The organism is Paraburkholderia hayleyella, assembly GCF_009455685.1.
GTDB lineage: Bacteria > Pseudomonadota > Gammaproteobacteria > Burkholderiales > Burkholderiaceae > Paraburkholderia > Paraburkholderia hayleyella.
The window spans coordinates 780,864-802,215 of the sequence record NZ_QPES01000002.1; the positions used below are offsets into that span (position 1 = coordinate 780,864).

The 21,352-nt window shown below is 60.3% G+C and carries 17 protein-coding genes; 1 reads left to right on the forward strand and 16 read right to left on the reverse strand.

The window, feature by feature from the left end; genetic code table 11:
• Positions 1 to 81: 81 nt before the first annotated feature.
• Positions 82 to 624, forward strand: a complete 543-nt coding sequence (locus tag GH657_RS17740; protein ID WP_153102321.1) for a hypothetical protein — start codon at positions 82 to 84, stop codon at positions 622 to 624.
• 143 nt (positions 625 to 767) lie between these two features.
• Here the strand turns inward: GH657_RS17740 and icmH are convergent, their stop codons facing one another.
• The 16 genes from icmH to tssJ all read right to left on the reverse strand — a co-directional run bounded on the left by icmH (position 768) and on the right by tssJ (position 21,340).
• Positions 768 to 1,997 (reverse strand): type IVB secretion system protein IcmH/DotU, encoded by a 1,230-nt coding sequence (gene icmH / locus GH657_RS17745; protein ID WP_153102322.1) that lies wholly within the window; start codon positions 1,995 to 1,997, stop codon positions 768 to 770.
• A 43-nt stretch (positions 1,998 to 2,040) separates the two neighbouring features.
• Entirely contained in the window at positions 2,041 to 3,477 is a 1,437-nt protein-coding gene (locus GH657_RS18590; RefSeq protein ID WP_425495766.1) for a type VI secretion IcmF C-terminal domain-containing protein, read from the reverse strand.
• A 4-nt stretch (positions 3,478 to 3,481) separates the two neighbouring features.
• Positions 3,482 to 6,172: a type VI secretion system membrane subunit TssM gene (gene tssM, locus GH657_RS17750; protein WP_425495767.1), complete on the reverse strand. Its 2,691-nt coding sequence runs from the start codon at positions 6,170 to 6,172 to the stop codon at positions 3,482 to 3,484.
• Positions 6,173 to 6,197: 25 nt separating this feature from the next.
• Positions 6,198 to 7,514: a type VI secretion system protein TssL, long form gene (gene tssL / locus GH657_RS17755; RefSeq protein ID WP_153102323.1), complete on the reverse strand. Its 1,317-nt coding sequence runs from the start codon at positions 7,512 to 7,514 to the stop codon at positions 6,198 to 6,200.
• A 4-nt stretch (positions 7,515 to 7,518) separates the two neighbouring features.
• Positions 7,519 to 8,472, reverse strand: coding sequence for a DUF4123 domain-containing protein (locus tag GH657_RS17760; RefSeq protein ID WP_281349423.1), 954 nt, complete (start codon positions 8,470 to 8,472; stop codon positions 7,519 to 7,521).
• A complete protein-coding gene (locus GH657_RS17765; protein WP_153102325.1) occupies positions 8,433 to 10,640 on the reverse strand; it encodes a T6SS phospholipase effector Tle1-like catalytic domain-containing protein in 2,208 nt (735 codons plus the stop codon). Before GH657_RS17765 ends, GH657_RS17760 begins: the two co-directional genes overlap by 40 nt.
• Entirely contained in the window at positions 10,637 to 11,221 is a 585-nt protein-coding gene (locus GH657_RS17770) for a DUF3304 domain-containing protein (RefSeq protein ID WP_246174219.1), read from the reverse strand. The genes GH657_RS17765 and GH657_RS17770 overlap by 4 nt, the downstream gene beginning before the upstream one ends.
• A gap of 113 nt (positions 11,222 to 11,334) precedes the next feature.
• The gene (locus GH657_RS17775; protein WP_343031295.1) at positions 11,335 to 11,901 is read right to left on the reverse strand and encodes a DUF3304 domain-containing protein; all 567 of its coding nucleotides are present in this window, start codon (positions 11,899 to 11,901) and stop codon (positions 11,335 to 11,337) included.
• A 111-nt stretch (positions 11,902 to 12,012) separates the two neighbouring features.
• Positions 12,013 to 14,220 carry a T6SS phospholipase effector Tle1-like catalytic domain-containing protein gene (locus GH657_RS17780; protein ID WP_153102328.1) on the reverse strand — a complete coding sequence of 736 codons (2,208 nt, stop codon included), beginning with the start codon at positions 14,218 to 14,220 and terminating at the stop codon, positions 12,013 to 12,015.
• Positions 14,217 to 14,804 (reverse strand): DUF3304 domain-containing protein, encoded by a 588-nt coding sequence (locus GH657_RS17785; RefSeq protein ID WP_153102329.1) that lies wholly within the window; start codon positions 14,802 to 14,804, stop codon positions 14,217 to 14,219. The genes GH657_RS17780 and GH657_RS17785 overlap by 4 nt, the downstream gene beginning before the upstream one ends.
• A gap of 131 nt (positions 14,805 to 14,935) precedes the next feature.
• Entirely contained in the window at positions 14,936 to 15,505 is a 570-nt protein-coding gene (locus tag GH657_RS17790) for a DUF3304 domain-containing protein (RefSeq protein ID WP_246174222.1), read from the reverse strand.
• Positions 15,506 to 15,624: 119 nt separating this feature from the next.
• Positions 15,625 to 16,242 (reverse strand): DUF3304 domain-containing protein, encoded by a 618-nt coding sequence (locus tag GH657_RS17795; RefSeq protein WP_246174224.1) that lies wholly within the window; start codon positions 16,240 to 16,242, stop codon positions 15,625 to 15,627.
• 211 nt (positions 16,243 to 16,453) lie between these two features.
• Complete coding sequence (locus tag GH657_RS17800; RefSeq protein ID WP_153102331.1) at positions 16,454 to 16,735, reverse strand: PAAR domain-containing protein; 282 nt, start codon at positions 16,733 to 16,735, stop codon at positions 16,454 to 16,456.
• 169 nt (positions 16,736 to 16,904) lie between these two features.
• A complete protein-coding gene (locus GH657_RS17805; protein WP_153102332.1) occupies positions 16,905 to 19,427 on the reverse strand; it encodes a type VI secretion system Vgr family protein in 2,523 nt (840 codons plus the stop codon).
• Between the two features lie 31 nt (positions 19,428 to 19,458).
• The gene (tssK, locus tag GH657_RS17810; RefSeq protein ID WP_153102333.1) at positions 19,459 to 20,805 is read right to left on the reverse strand and encodes a type VI secretion system baseplate subunit TssK; all 1,347 of its coding nucleotides are present in this window, start codon (positions 20,803 to 20,805) and stop codon (positions 19,459 to 19,461) included.
• Between the two features lie 31 nt (positions 20,806 to 20,836).
• Positions 20,837 to 21,340, reverse strand: coding sequence for a type VI secretion system lipoprotein TssJ (gene tssJ / locus GH657_RS17815; protein WP_153102334.1), 504 nt, complete (start codon positions 21,338 to 21,340; stop codon positions 20,837 to 20,839).
• Positions 21,341 to 21,352: the final 12 nt, after the last annotated feature.

A 21,352-nucleotide genomic window follows, 5' to 3' on the forward strand; every position in this document is an offset into this window, starting at 1 on the left:
GACGAAGACGTTAGAATGGCGGCCCGCTTAAAACCTCGCCGCATGTATTGCTCCATCGCATGCGCGCCAATCTAGACCCTCATGGCCAAACTTCTGACCGACCCCGAATTCCAGCGTTTCTCCGAACTCCAGCAAAAGCAGGCCAGTTTCACGATTACCAGCGACGAAGCCGACGAACTGCGTGACATCGTCGCTCGCGCGCAAAAAAAGCGCGATGACCGCGCCGCCGCGATGCAAGCCGTCGAAGCCCATATCGCGCAGTTCGGCATGACGCCAGACGAGTTGTTCTCGCCTGAGCAGATCGGTGAAGCGGCCCGCGCCTATGGCTTGATTCCCGCTAGCAAGAAAGAGCGCGTGCTGCCGCCGTCGATCACGTTCAATGGCAAGCCCTATCCGTGGAGCCGCAATCTGCCTGACGAAGTGCGCGTACCGCTGTTCGAGGCGTTTCGCGCGGGGCTATCGGTGAAGGAATTTATCGCTACGCCTAAAGATACGTTGCGCTGCGCCGCGGCCATCGCGCGCCTGGAACGCGAAACAGGCGCGGCTTATGCGAGCGAGTGGCTGGAAGAGCTTGCGCTGACGCGGCAGCATATTGATGAGGCTGCCGCGAAGCTGGCGAGTTAGCGCGCGAGGCAATCGCGCGGCGCTTTCGCCCGGGCTGGCTGTGCTGGCTGTGCTGGCTGTGCTGGCTTGTTACCGCGCCTGTGTGCGGTATGCCGATCAGGTCATCGGGCGCTTCGATGACCCTGCCAGCAGGGTCAGTCACATCAGTTCGATATGGTTACTTCCACGCGACGATTTCTTGAGCGCCCCTGTGCCGTACCGTTATCGGCTAGAGGTTCGGCATCGCTTTGTCCGCTCATGTCGATATGCTGCAACGGTACGCCCGAGGCGGAAAGAATTTTTGCGACCTGCTGTGCGCGTGCTTCGGAGAGCGCCTGATTGGTCCCCTGAGGCGTCGTACTCGCCGACAGGTTGTCGGTATATCCGGTAACACTGACGCGTGCGGCAGGCGCCAACGTGGCGATGGCCCGCCCTGTCGAAGCCACGACAGAAGCCCACCAGGGCGCCACGGTCACCTCGCCGGAGGCATACATGCCGTTGAACCTGAGCGTCAGCGTGTTCGGGTAGTTTGCCTGGTCCTGGCGCAAATCGACGTTCCCGGCAGTTATCTCGTCGCGCAGGCTCACTTCGAGCCGCTGCGCCAGGGCATCGAGCGATGACGTCGCCAGGACGGCAGGCTGGCTGCGAACCCAAGGCGCGAGCACTGCGTATCCCGCACCCCCGAGCAGCAGCGCCGTGACCAGGCCCGCCAGAAGCCACACCCGTGATCGGCGAACCTGGGCAGGCCGCACCCACGGATCAACGCTCTGCCGCGGCAACCGGAGCGGAACCGGTTCACTGTCACGCAGGGCGCCCAGACCGCCGGTCACCACCACGTCATGCACGTGTTTGCGAATGCTCATCAAGCTAACCAGATGAGTGTCCGCATAGCGGTACCGCCCCTGAAAACCGAGATCGAGAATGTTCTGGTACAGCTCGATCAGGTCGAGATGCTCGCGCGGACTGTGGAGCGCCTCGTCAATCAAACGAAATAACCGGTCACCCCCCTGGCGATCGTGGTCCAATGCAACCGCCAGGCTGTTTGACTGCCAGTCAGCGCCCGCCATATTGCCCTTGCCCCACTGTGCCTGCATCGCTGCTTCGTCGAGGGCCGTGCACAAGCCGTAGCTCGCGCGGACCACGTGATCGGCCCGAAGCTTCAGTTCGTGACAAACCCGCGTAAACATCCTGAGCTCATGCTCCAGCCATTGGCGCCGTTGCGCCACGGCCTCAGGGTCCAGCATGGCAGGCGTGCTAGCCAGTGCCAGCAGCAAGCTGCGTGCGGCTTCATGCAACGGGTTGGGCGCTTGTTCTGCTGCCCTGAGGCGCACGGCAAGAGGCAAAGAAACCTGCACGCCGGCCTGATTTTTCAAATCGGCTGCCGCAACCTTCATCGTGTTCACCTCCTGGCATTTATGGATTCGTGGATTCGTGCATTCATGGAGTCACCGGAGTCACCTTGCCCAGCGTTCCTGGCAACATGCCGCGCGGCAATCCGGGCGGCGGGCCGCTATCCGCCAGACCGAACACAGGCATCGACGTCGGGCAGCGAAACGTCTTCAATACATCGCTCGTCAGCGGGTTCGCTACGCTTGCCGCGCTCGCCACATCGAGTACCGCTTTGCGGCCATCGAAATCGAACGCGATGCGGGTACGTCCAGGCGTTGCCGTTGCAACAATTTGCCCTTTCCGCAGCAGCCGCATCAGGGCCCAGGGGCCATCCGTTGCGAGCGTCGAGGTGTCGGGACGAATGCGCGGACTGGCTGTGATTTCCGTATGCACACCACCACGCGGCCCGGGCCACGATACGGCGAATGGCACAACCGGACCATGCTGATAGAGCGACGTCTGGCCGTCGATGTCGAGCGACAGGCTCATGATCGTCGGATCAAGTTCAGGAATCCGGATCTCGGCCTTCCACGTCAGTTGCTTGTGACCCGGATCGTTGAAGAAAACCTCGCGGATTGTCTGCGCCTGCTCGAACGGCTTGAGATCCGGGCCTTGCACCGGTTCCGTCGCACCGGGCAGGGTCCGGTAGCGCCATGGCCTCGCGGAGGTGTCAACGAATGGCGCGAGTGTCTTCGCAAAGAAATCATCAAGCACCCCGCCCTGGGCGAACACGCGGGTGAAGTCGTCGATACTGACGTCACGCTTGCTGTCAGTCGCAAACGGATAGTTGCCCTCGATCGTAAGCCTGCAGGTATCCCCAACCACAGCCTGCATCTGGCGCGACAGCAACTGGCCCATGCCCTGATTGACCTCGCGCGAACCGTCCGTGGCAAGTTGCAGCAGGACCGCCCGAAAAGGTGCGGGCATCGTGTCGGCCGCCATCTTGAGCTTCGCTGCGGCATCGTTCGCGGGTGGCATGCTGTTGTTCAGCAGCGCGTTGTCGGACACTGTCAGTGCCGTGAAGTAATCGTTCAACAGGTTCGTCACGCCATCAAGCCCGGTCTTGCCAGCCTGCCCCGCCACTTGCTGGCTTCCTTGAGCCTCGGCATTGCCGCTCACGACCTCACGCAACGCAGCGAAATGGTTATCGACCTGTTCACGCTCGATCCGTTCGGATGCACGAATACCCAGTGCCTTGCCGGCTTTCTGGTTGAGTTGGTCGGCCGCCTTCTGCAACAACGAACTGTCTGGGTTGGACGTCGGTTGCGTCAGCGTCGTTTCGTGAACGGCTGCGCGCGCCAGACGCGCAAGCGGAGAATCAGGGGCCGCGAAGCGGCGCAACACCTGAAGATTGAAAGCGAGGCTTGTGCCGCTTACCGTCCGGATATCGTTGAGAAATGCGTCCCACTGCTGGGCATACTCCATCAGATACGCGCGCCGGATCGCATCTGTCAGCGCGTCGTCCATACCGCCTGGGTCGCTCACTAACTCAGCCGTTTTTTTTTTGAGCGGAATCGGGCAAACCCGCTGGCAAACCGGCCAGATACGACCGCCCCATGACCCACGCGTCGTCATCCTGCGCCGCCTGGACGAACTCGGGAAGCCGCTTGTCGAACAGATTGCGGTAACCATCGAAGGTGAAGAGGCCTGGCACACCCCGCGACAGCGGCTGGCCGCTGGCACGCGTAAACACCGTGCCCGCCTGCGGACCCACCGCGCGCAGCAGCGTGAACTCATCCGGCGCTTCCTTTTGCATCGCGGCCTTTGCGCGCTGGTAAAGGCGCTCCGTTGCATTACTGCCATCAAGAAACGATCGGGCTTGCTGGATTAAGGCATCGTTCCGGATCCAGGGCGACTGCACAACGCGTTCGCCCGAGAAAAGCTGTTGCACGTGCTCGATCATCGACGCCCGGCCCCCAAAAATGGCCGCGCTATCGTTTTTCGCCCAGTCGTCCAGCACCCATGCCTTGACATCGCCGGCACTGAATTTCGCCTTGTCATAGAGCATCAGATACACGCGCAGCGCTTCGTAGGTCGTCTTCGCATCCTTGTTCGCCATCGCACCTGAGATCACGGTCTCCATCCGGCGCACGATCTGCGGCAGCAGCAGATTGTCCTCAAGCGCATCGTAGGTGCGACGGCTTTCCGTCACGATGCCAGGAGGCGTGTAGAGGCCATAACGCCATGTGCTAGCAGGGCTGGACACATCGAGATTCGGGAAGACCGGCAGATCGCGTGCTTCAGTCAGCACATCGGGGACGGCTGCGGGCTTCGGCTCCTTATAGAGTTGCGTCACGCGGCTCGCTAGGGCCTGCACCTTGCGTTCGACGACATCGAGGTAGCCACTGTTATTGCTGAAACTCACGCGTAGACCCAGCGCGAGCCAGACAAACAGCAACAGCGCGAGGGCATGCCCCATCAGGCGTAGCAACCGGTAACGGTATTCCCAGCGCAGGTTTGGGCTAACGAGATGGGCTTCGGGGAAAACGACGCGGGTCAGCACATCGTGCAGGAAGAAGCTCCGGTGACCTTGGGCGTGCACCGGAATCACAGCCTCGCGCGCCAGTTGCGGCGCAAGACGTTGTACGACCGTGCGGGGCGCCGCCGCAATGTCACTTCCGCCTTGCTGCGCGCTCGTGAAATAGACGCCGCGTAACGCCGCGTGAAGCTGCGTGTCGTCGTAGCGCGAATCGAGAAATATCCGCTCGATCAGGTCAACCAGCGGCCCGATCAACGCAGCAAACTCCTCGGGCAATGCCGCGAGCCGCCGTCGCCGGCTAATGTCGTACTCGTCCTCGAGATGCGTATCGACCGAACTGGCAAGCCGTTCCTCAAGCTGGACGAGTTCATGATGGCAGCGGGCCCGCACGCTCTCGCGCGCTACCGTGCCCGTGTCGGACGGCAGCGTGAAACCCCACACTTGCGCTCGGCCTTCCGCCGTTAGCTTGCCAAAATATTCGGCAAAGCCCGTCATGCGATCCATCTTCGTCACAATGAGGTAAACGGGAAACCGGATGCCCAGCTCCCGCCTCATGTCGTCGAGCCGTGCCCGCAGCGCTGCGGCTTCCGCGATACGGGCTGGCTCGTCGGTACTCACTAGCGTGGCCAGATCGACGCTCAGCAACGCCCCGTTGACAGGAACACGGGGACGATGCCGGCGCAGGATGCCAAGAAAACCGAACCATTCGGCGCGGTCGACCTTCTGCCGGTACGTGTCTCGATATGACGGTGACGAAACCGGCGGTGCACTCGCATCCGATGCAGGTGCCACTGCGGCTTCCGGGGCCGTGGCCGTCATTCCAGCGCCGTTTGCCCGCGCTTCATTTCCTGCTCCGTCCTTTGCTTCGCTCTCTGCAACGTTCTGGCTGATGGCTGTTTTTTCGTCCGGCTGCCCAGCCAGGACTGGAATATCCTCCACCGTAGAAGAACCGTGGCGGGTGTAGTAACCCGCCGTGTCGAGCAATACCGCGTCATTGGTCAGCCACCCATAGATGGGGGACGCGTCGGCCACCAACGCTCTAGCCGCGCGCTGCATCTGCTCTGCGACGGGAAACGACAGGCCACTGTTGAGCAAGGCACTCGTCTTGCCCGAGCCGTTCGCTCCAAGCGTGATGTACCACGGCAACTCGTACAGGTAGCGCTTGCCCTGGAACAACCGGCCGGGACCGCGCACGCCTGTTCGCAACGATTTCAAGCGTAGCAACGTGTCAGACATCATCGCCGCGACTTCCTGCAAACGGGCTGCGGCCAGTGATTCTTCCTTTTTGCTGCCGAAACTCAGCACTTTTTTCAGGAACTGGTCATCGTCACGCATCTTTCTCAAAAGCCTGAACGTCCAGTAGAGGACGAATACCGCCATGACCAGTGCGATCGTGATCACTCTGGCCGACACCGGCACGAACGGTTCAGTACGGCCAAAAGAAAGCTGCGGCGCGGCATACCAGATCAACAGGCACAGCAGCACGACGAACACGATGCCCGTCGATTTCTCCGCTAGCCACAACAACACCCCGGCCAGCAGCAGCGCAATCAGGAGTATGCGCATGCCCGCCCCAGCCAGCGGTTTAAGCCCGCCGAACGCGACGAACGGTCCAGCGAACCAGATCACCAGCGCGACCACAATCAGCGCGAGAAAAGCGAAAAACTGGCGCGAAACCAAAAACGATAGCAACTTCTTCATAAGTTATCCCGGAGACAAATCTGGCTCATTGCGCGACGATGATCTCGACGCGCCGGTTCTGTGCCCGCCCCTGCGCGGTGCGGTTGTCACCCACTGGATCGGCATCGCCCTTGCCAACGGCCTCAAGACGACTGATCGACACACCTGCGGCCTGAAGCAACTGCATCACCTGGGCCGCCCGCTCTTCCGACAACGCCACATTCGACGGGAACTGCCGGCTGCGGATCGGCACGTTGTCGGTATAGCCCAGCACGGTGACTTTGCCTGGCACCCTTGAAATCTCATCCGCGATCTTCGTGATCAACGGGTGCATCAATGGCTGCACCGAGGCGCCGCCAGGCTGAAACATCGCATCGCCCCGGAACGTGACCACGCTGTGTTGCGCGTCCTCGTTCACGCTCACTGTTCCGGCCGCAATCTCGCTGCTCAACAATTGCTTCAGATGCAATCGGGGTGCCTCAGGCGCAGGGGGCGTCAGGCGTGCGATATCGGTAATCTGCTTCTGCACGCCAGCACTGCGCTGCGACAGGTCGTACCTGAACCAGCCGAACAGACCAAGCAGAATCACCGCCAGAACGGTTGCGGTGATCCATACCGGAAACTCGTAGAACGACCAGTGCCTGCTTTTAACGTCCGATTGCCAGTGAGGAGACAACGTCATCGGCGCTGTGCCCCGTCGCGCGGTGATCTCGTTGTAGAGCCGCTGGCGAATCGCATCATGCTTGCGCTTGCCGTTTGTTTCGTGCCGGTAGCGCCCTTCGAAGCCGAGACTGAGAATCCGGTAGATGACTTCCAGCAGATCGCCGTGTTCACGCGGGTCTTCCAGCAACCGGCCGAGCAACAGATAAACTTTCTCGCCACCGTGACGATCTTCGTGGAAAATCGTCGCCAGCCCCTCGCTATTCCATTCGATTCCTAACGAATCTCCCTGACCCCACCGGGTCTGCATCGCGGCTTCATCGAGCGCGGTACAAAGACAATATCGCGCACCGATCATGTGATCGCGCCGAATGTTCGCCTGCTCGCAAAGTTTCTGGAATGTCTCGATTTCTTGCTGCAGCTGGAAACGCAATGTTGCGATGGCCTGCTTCGAAGCAAAACGGGCATCCGGGATATCGGCTTGAGCACGCAGCAGCACACGGGCTGCTTCCAGCAACGGATTACTGGAAGCGCGTACCTTGGCGAGACGTTCCTCGAACGGCTCGGGATCGGGCACACACAACGGCTCGCTATTGTCGGTCTCCGCGTTGCTCACCGCGGCGCTCACGTCCGCCCCCGGCACAGGCGATCGCGGGAAATTTTCTGTCGAGTCCCAAACGCCTGGTTCATTCAATGCTGCCATCGGCTCAATCCCTCACGTCATTCGTCACACGTCCAGCCGGCTCACGGCAACTCACTGCCGCACTGCGTGCGGCAGTGATCTCGCGCCAAATGGCAGCCGGCACTCGGTAAATAGCGGTACTAAATGGCTCATCCGTCACTTTCCGCTGCGACAGCAGAGCGTGGATGTAGCGGTGGCGATCAAACCCAGCGCCATAGAGGTAGGTGTGCTGGCAGAAAATTTTCCGCTCTGCCGGCTCCTCAATGCCCCAATGAAGGGCTTGCCGATATCGGGGAATAAAATCGGCAAACCGTTCCAGGTAAGGACGTTTGCCGTCAATCTCGCCATCTTCGATCATGGCCGCCAGTATTGCGTCAGGTTCCGCATGATCCGCCAGCGTATTGATGTCGGCCTGATCCAGACTGAGCAGAATGGATTGGCAGATCCGTGCACCTGTCAGTGAATCGTTCTGAATACGCTGCCACTGCAAGTGACGGCCGCGATACATCCAGCGTTCGATCGGGCCCATGAACATGCGACTAATCGGGGTGCCCCAGACGCGCAACATCACATCGATATTGCGCGGGTCGAAGAACCGGACCAGTGCGGTCATGCCATCGCCAATGTCCGCGATCAGGAAAGCCCGCAGGTGCATCGCCAGCAAATCAATCTCCACCCGGCTCCAGACCAGCGACAGGCATGGCATATGAAGATCCAGCCTGTCGAGTTCGCTCACCCAGCCAGCCTTCGTATCGTCGATCGGAACGAGGAACAGCGATGCCGAGCCCAGATCTTCTTCTGGCAAGCCAGAATAAACCGAGCGGTAAGTAACGCCCGCCTGTTGCAACAGTGGCTCCACCTGCTGCGGCCATGCCGCGGCATCGACCAGTCCCATCAGGCGAGGTCTTGAAACCGTTTTTTTCACATTCATTTTCACGCTCACAGAGTGACCGCTACAGCAGCCTGGTTCAGGCTCCATCCGGGCTGCACCTCGTTGTTGCCCACATACAGTGGCGCGGAGGTCTCCGCCAGGCCAAGGTAGGCTTGGCGCCTGTCCTGCCCAATAAACACCACTCGCGGAAAGCCATACCCACCCGGCGCGTATTCGTGGAAATACGGCACACGGAACCAGCAGCGGCTGTCATGAACGTAATCGTCGAACAGCTTCACCGCCGCTGCGGGCAACCGGCTCGCAGCCTCAACCGACGTGCACTGCCTCAGAAAACCCTCCACCTCAGGCAGCGGCGCCGCCATCACATCGTCTTCCGCACGGTAAGCCTGCACCAGCGTCGACCACGTCACGTTGAGCAGCACACCACTAACCTCCAGCCTGACCCACGGGCTATCGCTTCCAGGCTGCGCCCGTCTGACCGACAGAACCACCGGCTGCGGATGCGGAATGCCCCTTACCATCACCGGCGGCGGCTGCATCCGGTTCACCTGCCACTGTTCGCACTGCCCCGGATACAGATGGCCCAGCAGCAGACGCATATCCTCCGCACCCTGGCGCAAATCCGTCTGGTCGTTCGTCGTCGCCTCCAGCGCCCCTTCTCCAGGACGCAGGCTCACCGCGCCCGGGGGCATCCCCGGATGCGCCACCTCGCCACACAGCACTCGCCTGCGCTCGGCCAGCGCGGTATTCAGTTCATCCAGTTCCTTCTGCCGCGCACCCAGCGCAGACAGGTAACCCCCTATTCCCGATGTCAGGGCATCCGCGCGAATTCGCTCGAGCCGCATGCGCAGCGCGCTTGTCTGCGGGTCTTTACCCATCGCCTCTTTCAGGTTCTGCTCAACCTTGTGCGGTGTCTGGCGGTCCTCGTGTGCCTTATCGAAAAACGTCTGTTCGGTGATGTAGTCGCCCGTGTTGATCCGCGCGCGCAGCGTGCGCCACGCCAGCATCTGCTCCATTCCTGCCTTCAGGGCTTCTTCCACCGAACTCGCCTTCGGCACCGTCTCGCGCCAGGCGTTGAAGGCCATGACCGTTTCCGGGGAGAGCGCAAAGTCGGCGATAAGATCATCTCGCCTGTCGATCTCATCGCTGCCCAGAAGCGGTACGCCGCAGGAAAGCGCGACCCGGTACATGTCGTGCAGCGGGATCTGGCTAAGCTTGTGGCTGTCGTCACGGGGCTGCGACGTGCGGCCCTTGCCCTGTTCGTTCGGGGCATAGCCTCCGCCCACATCCGAATGCACGCCCGGGTACGCCACCTCTTCACGAATGTGCTTCCCGTAAACGGGACCGTTACGGATCGAATCCAGTGGAAAACTCATCCGCTGCTCGTGAACCGAGAACGCGTGATGGCAGAATCGCACTGCGTCCGGAATATCCAGGGCCCCGCCCGACGCCATCGAAAAGTGGCCGTCGAACAGGCCAATATCGACAGCAACGCGTGTCGAATCGGGTGGGCCAACCGAGGCGACCGTATCGAACAGCCCGACGAAGTTCACCCTGTACGGCAGTGCATATTTGCCGCTCTGGTAACCGATCCGCCCATTGCGCGCCCATTCGTTCACCAGTTTGTGCACGAACACCCGGGCGCTCGCCGCACCACGGGAAAAACCGATCGCGTTGATCCACACCTGGCTGACCGTGCGCGGCCACGCGCCTTCGTCTACCGCCTGTTTGTGTGCGATACCAAGCCGGTCTATATAACGGGCAAGGGGGAGCGGGTTGCCATTGGATACCGCCCGGCATATGCGCCGGGCGTCATCGTCCTGAATCAGTCGTCTGGTTTTATCCGAAGCAATAGCCCGATATATCGCGTTTAGCACACGCGTATAGCCCCATACACAGCGACTGCCAAATCCCACTGCCAGCGATTTGCCCTGGGTCGAATAGACCTCTTCACCAATCTCAGGAAACGGCGTACCTACGCCCGGAATGTAGAATTTAAAAATCCCCTTGTCTGGTTCATAGCGGGCGGCATTGTGAAGCCGGGATATATTCGTATGGGTGTTCCTGTGGGAATCCCGAAACGGGTTCGTCTCGACATCGTTGTTGTTCGTGCCATCGAAGAACAGGGTGATATTGAGCGTCTGTGAACATGATGTGCAAAGACCACTTACCAACGCGTGCCCCTTCCTCCTGTCAATCTCACTGCCGTTCACCCGCCCGCCCTCTGGCATCGGGTCAGCCCATCTCAGGTTCATGGCGTATCTCCTCCCCGCCGGTAAAGACGGTTCCATTCGTGATCTATCTCACCCTGTGCGATGTACGGATCGTTATCCGCAGGGCGTTCATTTACGTTGTTTCCGCCATCGTGCGTTCCATCCGCAACCATGACCCGCACACGGTCACCCGGCAGAAAAATCGCCCATACACCAGCCGCCACTCTCCCGTATTTCGCAATCTTGACGTTCTCCGCCTTGTACCAATACCCCGGCGTTTTGCCGTCCAGCTTCTTGTCGACAAGCCACCTAACCGTCAGCCTCAGTTCCGGCTGCCACACGGCAGGAACACTCGTGCAGCACATCCCCCCCCCTTCCGAGGGACGTCCATCCTCATGAGCCGGCTCGACATTCGGCCCCCCCCCTCCAATACCCGTCCCCTCTGGTCCCTCAATTCCAAAACTGTGGATGTACCAGGGCGTGTAATTAAGCGATGAGCTATCGCCACCTACCAGCTCATACTGCGGCGGCAGCGGGATCTCATCCAGCGGCGACGGCACATCGCCGTTATGCTCCTGGCAAGCGCACAGCCCCAACAGGACCACCGACAGAAATACCGCCATGGCACTGCGCCTCTTGCTGCACCTCTTGCCCCGCCTTCGATCAAATTTCATCGTTCTCTCTCCGCGATGCCTGACATCACGGCTCTCAGGTTCCTGCCAGGCCCATCTCAGGTTCATGGCGTATCTCCTCCCCGCCGGTAAAGACGGTTCCATTCGTGATCTATCTCGCCCTGTGCGATGTACGGATCGTTATCCGCAGGACGATTGTTAGCGTTATTCCCACCCTCAAGATTGCCGTCCGAGACCATGATCCGCACACGGTCACCCGGCAAAAAAATCGTCCATATGTTGCCCATCAACTCACCATACTTCGCAAGCCTGACGTTCTCCGCCTTGTACCAGTACCCCGGCGTCTTGCCGTCCAGCTTCTTGTCGACAAGCCACCTAACCGTCAGCCTCAGTTCCGGCTGCCACACGGCAGGTACGCTCGTGCAACACATCCACCCCCCTTCCGAGGAACGTCCATCCTCATGAGCCGGCTCGACATTCGAGCCCCCACCTCCAATACCCGTCCCCTCTGGTCCCTCAATTCCAAAACTGTGGATGTACCAGGGCGTGTAGTTGATCGGCGAGCTATCGCCACTTACCAGCTCATACTGCGGCGGCAGCGGGATCTCATCCAGCGGCGACGGCACATCGCCGTTGTGCTCCTGGCAGGCACACAGCACCAACAGAACCACCGACAGAAATACCGCCATGGCACTGCGCCTCTTGCTGCACCTCTTGCCCCGCCTTCGATCAAATTTCATCGCTCTCTCTCCGCGATGCCTGACATCACGGCTCCCTCACGCTCACAGAGTGACCGCTACAGCAGCCTGGTTCAGGCTCCATCCGGGCTGCACCTCGTTGTTGCCCACATACAGTGGCGCGGAGGTCTCCGCCAGGCCAAGGTAGGCTTTGCGCCTGTCCTGCCCAACAAACACCACTCGCGGAAAGCCATACCCACCCGGCGCGTATTCGTGGAAATACGGCACACGGAACCAGCAGCGGCTGTCATGAACGTAATCGTCGAACAGCTTCACCGCCGCTGCGGGCAACCGGCTCGCAGCCTCAACCGACGTGCACTGCCTCAGAAAACCCTCCACCTCAGGCAGCGGCGCCGCCATCACATCGTCTTCCGCACGGTAAGCCTGCACCAGCGTCGACCACGCCACGTTGAGCAGCACACCACTAACCTCCAGCCTGACCCACGGGCTATCGCTTCCAGGCTGCGCCCGTCTGACCGACAGAACCGCCGGCTGCGGATGCGAAATGCCCCTGACCATCACCGGCGGCGGCTGCATCCGGTTCACCTGCCACTGTTCGCACTGCCCCGGATACAGATGGCCCAGCAGCAGACGCATATCCTCCGCACCCTGGCGCAAATCCGTCTGGTCGTTCGTCGTCGCCTCCAGCGCCCCTTCTCCAGGACGCAGGCTCACCGCGCCCGGGGGCATCCCCGGATGCGCCACCTCGCCACACAGCACTCGCCTGCGCTCGGCCAGCGCGGTATTCAGTTCATCCAGTTCCTTCTGCCGCGCACCCAGCGCAGACAGGTAACCCCCTATTCCCGATGTCAGGGCATCCGCGCGAATTCGCTCGAGCCGCATGCGCAGCGCGCTTGTCTGCGGGTCTTTACCCATCGCCTCTTTCAGGTTCTGCTCAACCTTGTGCGGTGTCTGGCGGTCCTCGTGTGCCTTATCGAAAAACGTCTGTTCGGTGATGTAGTCGCCCGTGTTGATCCGCGCGCGCAGCGTGCGCCACGCCAGCATCTGCTCCATTCCTGCCTTCAGGGCTTCTTCCACCGAACTCGCCTTCGGCACCGTCTCGCGCCAGGCGTTGAAGGCCATGACCGTTTCCGGGGAGAGCGCAAAGTCGGCGATAAGATCATCTCGCCTGTCGATCTCATCGCTGCCCAGAAGCGGTACGCCGCAGGAGAGCGCGACCCGGTACATGTCGTGCAGCGGGATCTGGCTAAGCTTGTGGCTGTCGTCACGGGGCTGCGACGTGCGGCCCTTGCCCTGTTCGTTCGGGGCATAGCCTCCGCCCACATCCGAATGCACGCCCGGGTACGCCACCTCTTCACGAATGTGCTTCCCGTAAACGGGACCGTTACGGATCGAATCCAGTGGAAAACTCATCCGCTGCTCGTGAACCGAGAACGCGTGATGGCAGAATCGCACTGCGTCCGGAATATCCAGGGCCCCGCCCGACGCCATCGAAAAGTGGCCGTCGAACAGGCCAATATCGACAGCAACGCGTGCCGAATCGGGTGGGCCAACCGAGGCGACCGTATCGAACAGCCCGACGAAGTTCACCCTGTACGGCAGTGCATATTTGCCGCTCTGGTAACCGATCCGCCCATTGCGCGCCCATTCGTTCACCAGTTTGTGCACGAACACCCGGGCGCTCGCCGCGCCACGGGAAAAACCGATCGCGTTGATCCACACTTGGCTGACCGTGCGCGGCCACGCGCCTTCGTCTACCGCCTGTTTATGTGCGATACCAAGCCGGTCTATATAACGGGCAAGGGGGAGCGGGTTGCCATTGGATACCGCCCGGCATATGCGCGGGGCGTCATCGTCCTGAATCAGTCGTCTGGTTTTATCCGAAGCAATAGCCCAATATATGGCGCTCAACACGCGTGTATAACCCCATACACAGCGACTGCCAAAGCCCACTGCCAGCGATTTGCCCTGGGTCGAATAGACCTCTTCACCAATCTCAGGAAACGGCGTGCCTACACCCGGAATGTAGAATTTGAAAATCCCCTTGTCCTGTTCATCACGGGCGGCATTGTGAAGCCGGGAGACATTCGTATGGGTGTTCCTGAGGGAATCCCGAAACGGATTCGTCTCGACATCGTTGTTGTTCGTGCCATCGAAGAACAGGGTGATATTGAGCGTCTGTGAACATGATGTGCAAAGACCACTCACCAGCGCACGCCCCTTCCTCTGGTCAATCTCACTGCCTTTCACCCGCCCGCCCTCCGGCATCGGGTCAGCCCATCTCAGGTTCATGGCGTATCTCCTCCCCGCCGGTAAAGACGGTTCCATTCGTGATCTATCTCGCCCTGTGCGATGTACGGATCGTTATCCGCAGGACGTTCATTTACGTTGTTCCCACCATCGTGCGTTCCATCCGCAACCATGATCCGCACACGGTCACCCGGCAGAAAAATCGCCCATACACCAGCCGCCACTCTCCCGTATTTCGCAATCTTGACGTTCTCCGCCTTGTACCAATACCCCGGCGTCTTGCCGTCCAGCTTCTTGTCGACAAGCCACCTAACCGTCAGCCTCAGTTCCGGCTGCCACACGGCAGGTACGCGCGTGCAGCAAGACTCCGCACCACCACCGGACGGACGGCCATCCTCATGAACCGGCCCGACATTCGGCCCTCCCCCTCCAATACCCGTCCCCTCTGGTCCCTCAATTCCAAAACTGTGGATGTACCAGGGCGTGTAGTTCAGCGTTAACGTACCGGCGCCTACCAGCTCATACTGCGGCGGCAGCGGGATCTCATCCAGCGGCGACGGCACATCGCCGTTATGCTCCTGGCAGGCGCACAGCCCCAACAGGACCACCGACAGAAATACCGCCATGGCACTGCACCTCTTGCCCCACCTCTTGCCCCGCCTTCGATCAAATTTCATCGTTCTCTCTCCGCGATGCCTGACATCACGGCTCTCAGGTTCCTGCCAGGCCCATCTCAGATTCATGACGTATCTCCTTCCTACTGGTAAAGACGGTTCCATTCGTGATCTATCTCGCCCTGTGCGATGTACGGATCGTTATCCGCAGGACGATTATTAGCGTTGTTCCCACCCTCAAGATTGCCGTCCGAGACCATGATCCGCACACGGTCACCCGGCAAAAAGATCGCCCATATGCTGCCCATCACCTCGCCATACTTCGCAAGCCTGACGTTCTCCGCCTTGTACCAGCACCCGGGGGTCTTGCCATCCAGTTTCTTCTCGACAAACCACCTAACCGTCAGCCTCAGTTCCGGCTGCCACACGGCAGGTACGCGCGTGCAGCAAGACTCCGCGCCACCACCGGACGGACGGCCATCCTCATGAGCCGGCCCGACATTCGGCCCTCCCCCTCCAATACCCGTCCCCTCTGGTCCCTCAATTCCAAAACTGTGGATGTACCAGGGCGTGTAGTTCAGTGCTGACGTACCGGCGCCTACCAGCTCATACTGCGGCGGCAGCGGGATCTCATCCAGCGGCGACGGCACATCGCCGTTGTGCTCCTGGCAGGCACACAGCACCAACAGAACCACCGACAGAAATACCGCCATGGCACTGCGCCTCTTGCCCCGCCTTCGATCAAATTTCATCGTTCTCTCTCCGCGATGCCTGACATCACGGCTCTCAGGTTCCTGCCAGGCCCATCTCAGGTTCATGGCGTATCTCCTTCCTACCGGTAAAGACGGTTCCATTCGTGATCTATCTCGCCCTGTGCAATGTACGGATCGTTATCCGCAGGACGTTCATTTACGTTGTTCCCACCATCGTGCGTTCCATCCGCAACCATGATCCGCACACGGTCACCCGGCAGAAAAATCGCCCATACACCAGCCGCCACTCTCCCGTATTTCGCAATCTTGACGTTCTCCGCCTTGTACCAGTACCCCGGCGTCTTGCCGTCCAGCTTCTTCTCGACAAACCACCTAACCGTCAGCCTCAGTTCCGGCTGCCACACGGCAGGTACGCGCGTGCAGCACATCCCTCCCCCTTCCGAGGGACGTCCATCCTCATGAGCCGGCCAGACATTCGAGCCCCCCCCTCCAATACCCGTCCCCTCTGGTCCCTCAATTCCAAAACTGTGGATGTACCAGGGCGTGTAATTAAGCGATGAGCTATCGCCACTTACCAGCTCATACTGCGGCGGCAGCGGGATCTCATCCAGCGGCGACGGCACATCGCCGTTATGCTCCTGGCAGGCGCACAGCGCCAACAGGACCACCGACAGAAATACCGCCATGGCACTGTGCTTCTTGCCCCACCTCTTGCCGCGCCTTCGATCAAATTTCATCGTTCTCTCTCCGCAATGCTTGACATCACGGCTCTCAGGTTCCTGCCCTACGCCTCTCAGAGCGCATGTACTCAAGTGCACGAGTCTCGCCACGTCATCACTCCACCCGGCACCCCATCCTGCAAACCGCCACGCCCAGCAAGACCCGCAAGAAGTACCGTCATGAGAGCCTTCATCATCCATTGCAAGCGATGGGGGTCACGTAGGCCACTCAGTCGCCAATACCGGTCCGGGTACTGCCAATCAGCGTGCAGCCGCACTCCGTGCGGTGACCATGCAACGCCACACGTCTGTCGCCGATGGTGAACGTCGGATGGGCTTCAATAATCTTGTTCATGCCATGTGGGCGCCCGTCTGGATACGTCAGCGGACAATCGACAAGATCATCTAGACGGGCGATCCGCTTGCCTCCAACCGTATGGGTTTCGGAACCAGAAATGACGCGGCCACCATGTGATGTTTCATCACCGACGACAATGAGTTGTAGTGCCATGTCTCTTTCAGGTCCGGATAAGGTCAACGTTTGAGGAATGTGGCCCATGCTTGCGAACAAGCCCGTCATCGAAGCCCAGCGACATGACACCCACTGCAGCGACGACATTCCTGGCCAAAAAAACACACATGCCTAACAATAAAAACGGGATTCATGGCTATGCCCCACGTTAACGTGGCACGAGCGCTGCCCCGCCATGAGCCGCCCTCGTCAGACAATCAATACAGATCTTTCTGGGCGCAAGCTCGACTCTCTGATCCTTCGGCCCTGGCATGTCGTGAACGGCCGCATGCGCCACCCATGCGCCGGACGTACCCTGCGTGATGCCGTCTGAATCCATCTGCAAAAAACTGCCTTCAACTTCGACCCGGAATTTTTTTGCATGCAAAAGAATTTCTTCGCTTTCCAGAAGAATCCGCTTCTTTGCCCTCGCAACAATCGACGCCGTCAGCGCGTTCAGCACAATGTCCGCCGCAGCGGCTACGAAGTGAATCGGCGCGGTCTGGGCAAAAAGCCGAATGGTGTCTCGCACTGTCACAAAAAAACTGCGTCCACTGGCAAGGCCGACATGACCTTCGGTCGTCACCGCGACCTGTTGCGCCGCCACGTGCACGGTCGCCGGCGTGGTAATTTCAACGCCGGCCTTGCCGTCAATCAGCAGATGCGGTTCGGAGAGTTGCGGAAAAGTGTTGCCCTCCATTGCACCTTGTCCGCGGATCTGTTCGTTTTGTGCCTTGATCGTCTGTGCCACGTCAGCCTGATGCCCGTCCGCATCCTGTGCTTCGTTTTGCTGCGCGCTTTGTGCCAAGGCCTCATGCAGTTGCTGCGCAGCCTCCAGCCGCTCAACCGTTTCACGCATTTCCTTGACGGGGGCCGATGCGCCATCCCGCGTCTCGGTGCTAATCAGCATGCCCTTGCTGGCGCGTAGTGCCCCCCACGCGTGAGTGGCCAGTTCCCACCCGATACCGCGCTCATCCTGCCGCCCTGCGTTACCCGCGATCCGCGTGATATAGCCAAGACTGAGCTGCGAGCTGCTTTCGTCGCTCGACAAATGCGCCTGTATTTTTCCGTTGGTATCGTCGAAGGCAAGCGTGTTCGCCCGTCGGCCGCCGAGCTCGCGGCTGCGGTAGCCTGCCAGCGCCTGGTTTTTCGGCAAAGCGAACGGCGGCATGTTGAACGCGTTGGGTGCGCTACCCACGACAAGCGGCAAATCCGGATCGCCATTGATGAACGCGACTTCGACCTCATGCCCGCGACGCGGCAAAAAGACCTCGCCGAACTGGTCGCCGCGCCACGCGCCGGCAACGCGTACCCAGCAACTCGATTGCTGATCGTGCTGGCCGAGCCGGTCCCACAAGAACTGAAGCTTCACCCGGCCATAGGCATCGGTCCAGATTTCATGGTTCTCGGGGCTTGTGACGACGGCATACTCGACACCGGTAATGCGCGGCTTTTCCACCGTGCGCAGCAGCCGGAACTGTTCACTGACAGGCTGAAGGACGAAGTCCGCATCGCACTGATAGCGCTGACCTGAGCCGGACACTTCGCCGGTATCCTCGATCGTCAGCTTGCTCGTGACGACCGCATATTCACGATTGGCTGCATCCTGCGGATAGTGCGACAGCATGAATGTCTGACCCGCCACGACACCGCGCAGGTTCCCCCTGCCAGAGGCCCTCAATCCCTGACAGCGGTATGCCTGCATCTGCACCTGCGTCAGATATTGCGCCTCGGTTCGCGGATCGTTATGGTCGCCTGACAGGCCAGCCGCGCCTGCCTGCGGCTGCGCATGGTCGCCCCATGTGTAACGTTCCTGCTGGGCCAGGCCGGTGTCGCGCGGGTTTTCGCGCTTGACCGTGAGATCGGCGCGCGGCCACGTGTAGTCGTAATCGACCCCGGTCACTGCCCCTGCGGTGAGCGCATGCGAAACCGACAGTTCATGAATGTGCTCCTCGTCGATGCGGCGACTATTCGGCGCCTCATAGCGAATCGTGCGGTAAGCCTCGCTGAGCGGCTTGAACGCCGCCACCGAATCGCACAACACCAGCCGATGCCGGCCTTCGCTGTGCTCGAAAAAATAGAAGATGCCCCACTCTTCCCATAACCGCTGCAAAAACGTCCAGTCGCTTTCGAAATGCTGGCGCTGAATCTCGCGCCTGGGCCAGACCTTGTTCGGCCTTGGCGTCGTCAGACGCTTTTCGACGGGGAATGGATAAGCGCCAAGTACGGCATCGGTGATCTCGATCACCGACATGTCCTGGAAGAGGCGGCAATCGCAATTTGTGCTCGCCAGCCAGAGCCAGGGCCGCAACGTCAGCGCATAGACGATCGAGCGGCCCGCTTCACGCAAGATGGCCGCGTCACTGACCACACCGGTAATCTCGCGCGTGCCCGCCCCGATGTTCGCCTGGCCTGCGTTACCTGCCAGCCCTGGAATGAAATGCCCTTTGCCTTCGAGCTGGATCGAAACGGTTACTTCGGTGCCAATGAGCCTGTCTAGATTGATATTCGCCGCGATACTGGGCGAGAACGCGAGCGCATCCGGTGTTTTCAGTTCGAGCGTGTATGTAAATAGCTCGCCAAGGGTTTCGCCGCCGCTGATCTTGACCAACGTAAAAACCGGTTGAGCGCCATACGTGGGCAACGCGGCGCCGCTCAGCGACAGGGTTCGTGGTACATCAAACAAGGCCATCTGCATCTCCGCTCATGAGCAACCTGTGTGCTTACGTCCGCACACCCCACAGTTCCAGCCTGAGCGACGGAAACTCCCCTGCGACATGCAGCGCCAAACCACCGTGACGCACGACTTCCTCCCAGAGCGGCCCGCCCTGAGTCAGTTCGTAATAGATGTAGCCCGCATTGAAGGGAATCTGCCGCGGCGGGACAGGCAACGCCTGCAGGCCGATGCCCGGCAAATGGCTGCGCACGAGGCTTGGCAGCTTGTCCGACGGCCCGGCCTTCGCCTGCGCCAGGAACTTCTGTTGCAGCACATCCGGGGGCATCGCCGCATGAACGGCCAGCACAAGGGCGGAGAACCCTTGCATGAGGCCCGGATCAACCACCGCATTACGCATGCCGTGCCCCCGGTCCTCGAAGGCAATACTCTGTGCACTGCGCACCAGCACGGCGTTGAGCAGCCAGTGTGTGTCATCGACGACAGGTTTCAGACACAGGTGCGGCGTCGTGTGCTGATAAGGCGGATGCGTCTCGAGTGGACGACGTGTATCGGTACGCAAATGCGTTGAAAGCTCCCCCGACATCGCCAGCAACAGCGTGTAAACCTCGACGGGTGACGTGGTCGGCACACGCAGCATGTGCTGCAGCAAGGGCTCGTACCGGTTCAGGATTTGCAACAGCAGGTAATCGGTAACCGTCGCGGCGCTTGCCATGGTGTCGTCGGTGCCAGCCAGCCGGCGCGCCAGCGCGTTGCCACGCAAGCGGGCGAGATCGTGAATCTTCGTGACCCAGCTCGTCAGCAGATCGCTTGCGCCAAAACCCGATACCGGTGGCACCAGCGTGTCATCAAGCTCAATGCTGCCGTCAGCACGCATCGCCTTGACACGCGTCAGCGCGAGCCCAATCCACGCATCGCCTAGCTCCTTTTCGGGGATCAGTCTCAGCCGCAGGTTCGACAATTGCACAGGCTCGGGCGCGAGGCCGATCGAGTTCGTATCGCGCAACTCGGTATCGAACACTAGATAGCGCGCGAGCGAATCAGGGGTGTTCTCGAACGTTGTCTCTTCGCAGTTCGGCAATCGCACAGGCACCGCCAGGTAGATCACCTGCTCGAGATGTTCGGGACGAATCGTCAGCGGAGGAGGCAACGGCGTGTTGCCCGGCGCATCGAACGGCGTGCCGTCGGCAAATACACCAGCGGCGGATTTGACAATTACCTTGCCCAGCGCGAGCGATTCGAGATCGAGTGCAGCGTGCGCAAAACCAAAAAAAAACGGCGACAGCGGTGCCGCGCGCATATGCGCGTATTTCTCGAAGTAGCGATCCTGTTGCTGAAATAGTTGTGGACGAAAGAACAGCCCTTCCTGCCAGGCAACCTTGGCATACCAGCTCATTCGGACCGTCCGTTTGCTTGAGCGATGTAGTTCATTTTCTGGCCTCCTTGATCTTGACGGCCTTAGCCTCGAGATCAACAGTCAGTTTTAGTCTGGGTGTGGTAAAGCGATACCACGCCTTGTCAGGCGCGACGGGCATCGTATAAACAGCGCGCCATACGGAATTCGGCAGATCACGGTAGGCCGCAATCACACCAATCGCCGTCGTTGCCGGATCGGGCCTCCGCACAAGCTTCTGCTGCTCACCGGGACGCAATTGCAACTCGTCGCGCTTCACGACATCGTCGCCTGGCACCGTCTTGTCCCCGGTCTGGAGCGTGAAGAAATCAGCCGTCTTGAATGCGTTATCGTTTTTCAGTTCGTAGAGGCTGACGACGATCGGCGCAGCCCGTCCGCGATCATCGGGATTGACGTCAGCCTTCGCGACGACGGTTATCTCAAGCCGGATTGGCGCCTTCGGCTTAGGCTCGCCACTCGCACAGGCCGTGAGCCATACAGCACTGCCGAACAGCGCGGCAGTCAAAATCGAACGCATGCGAATTCACCT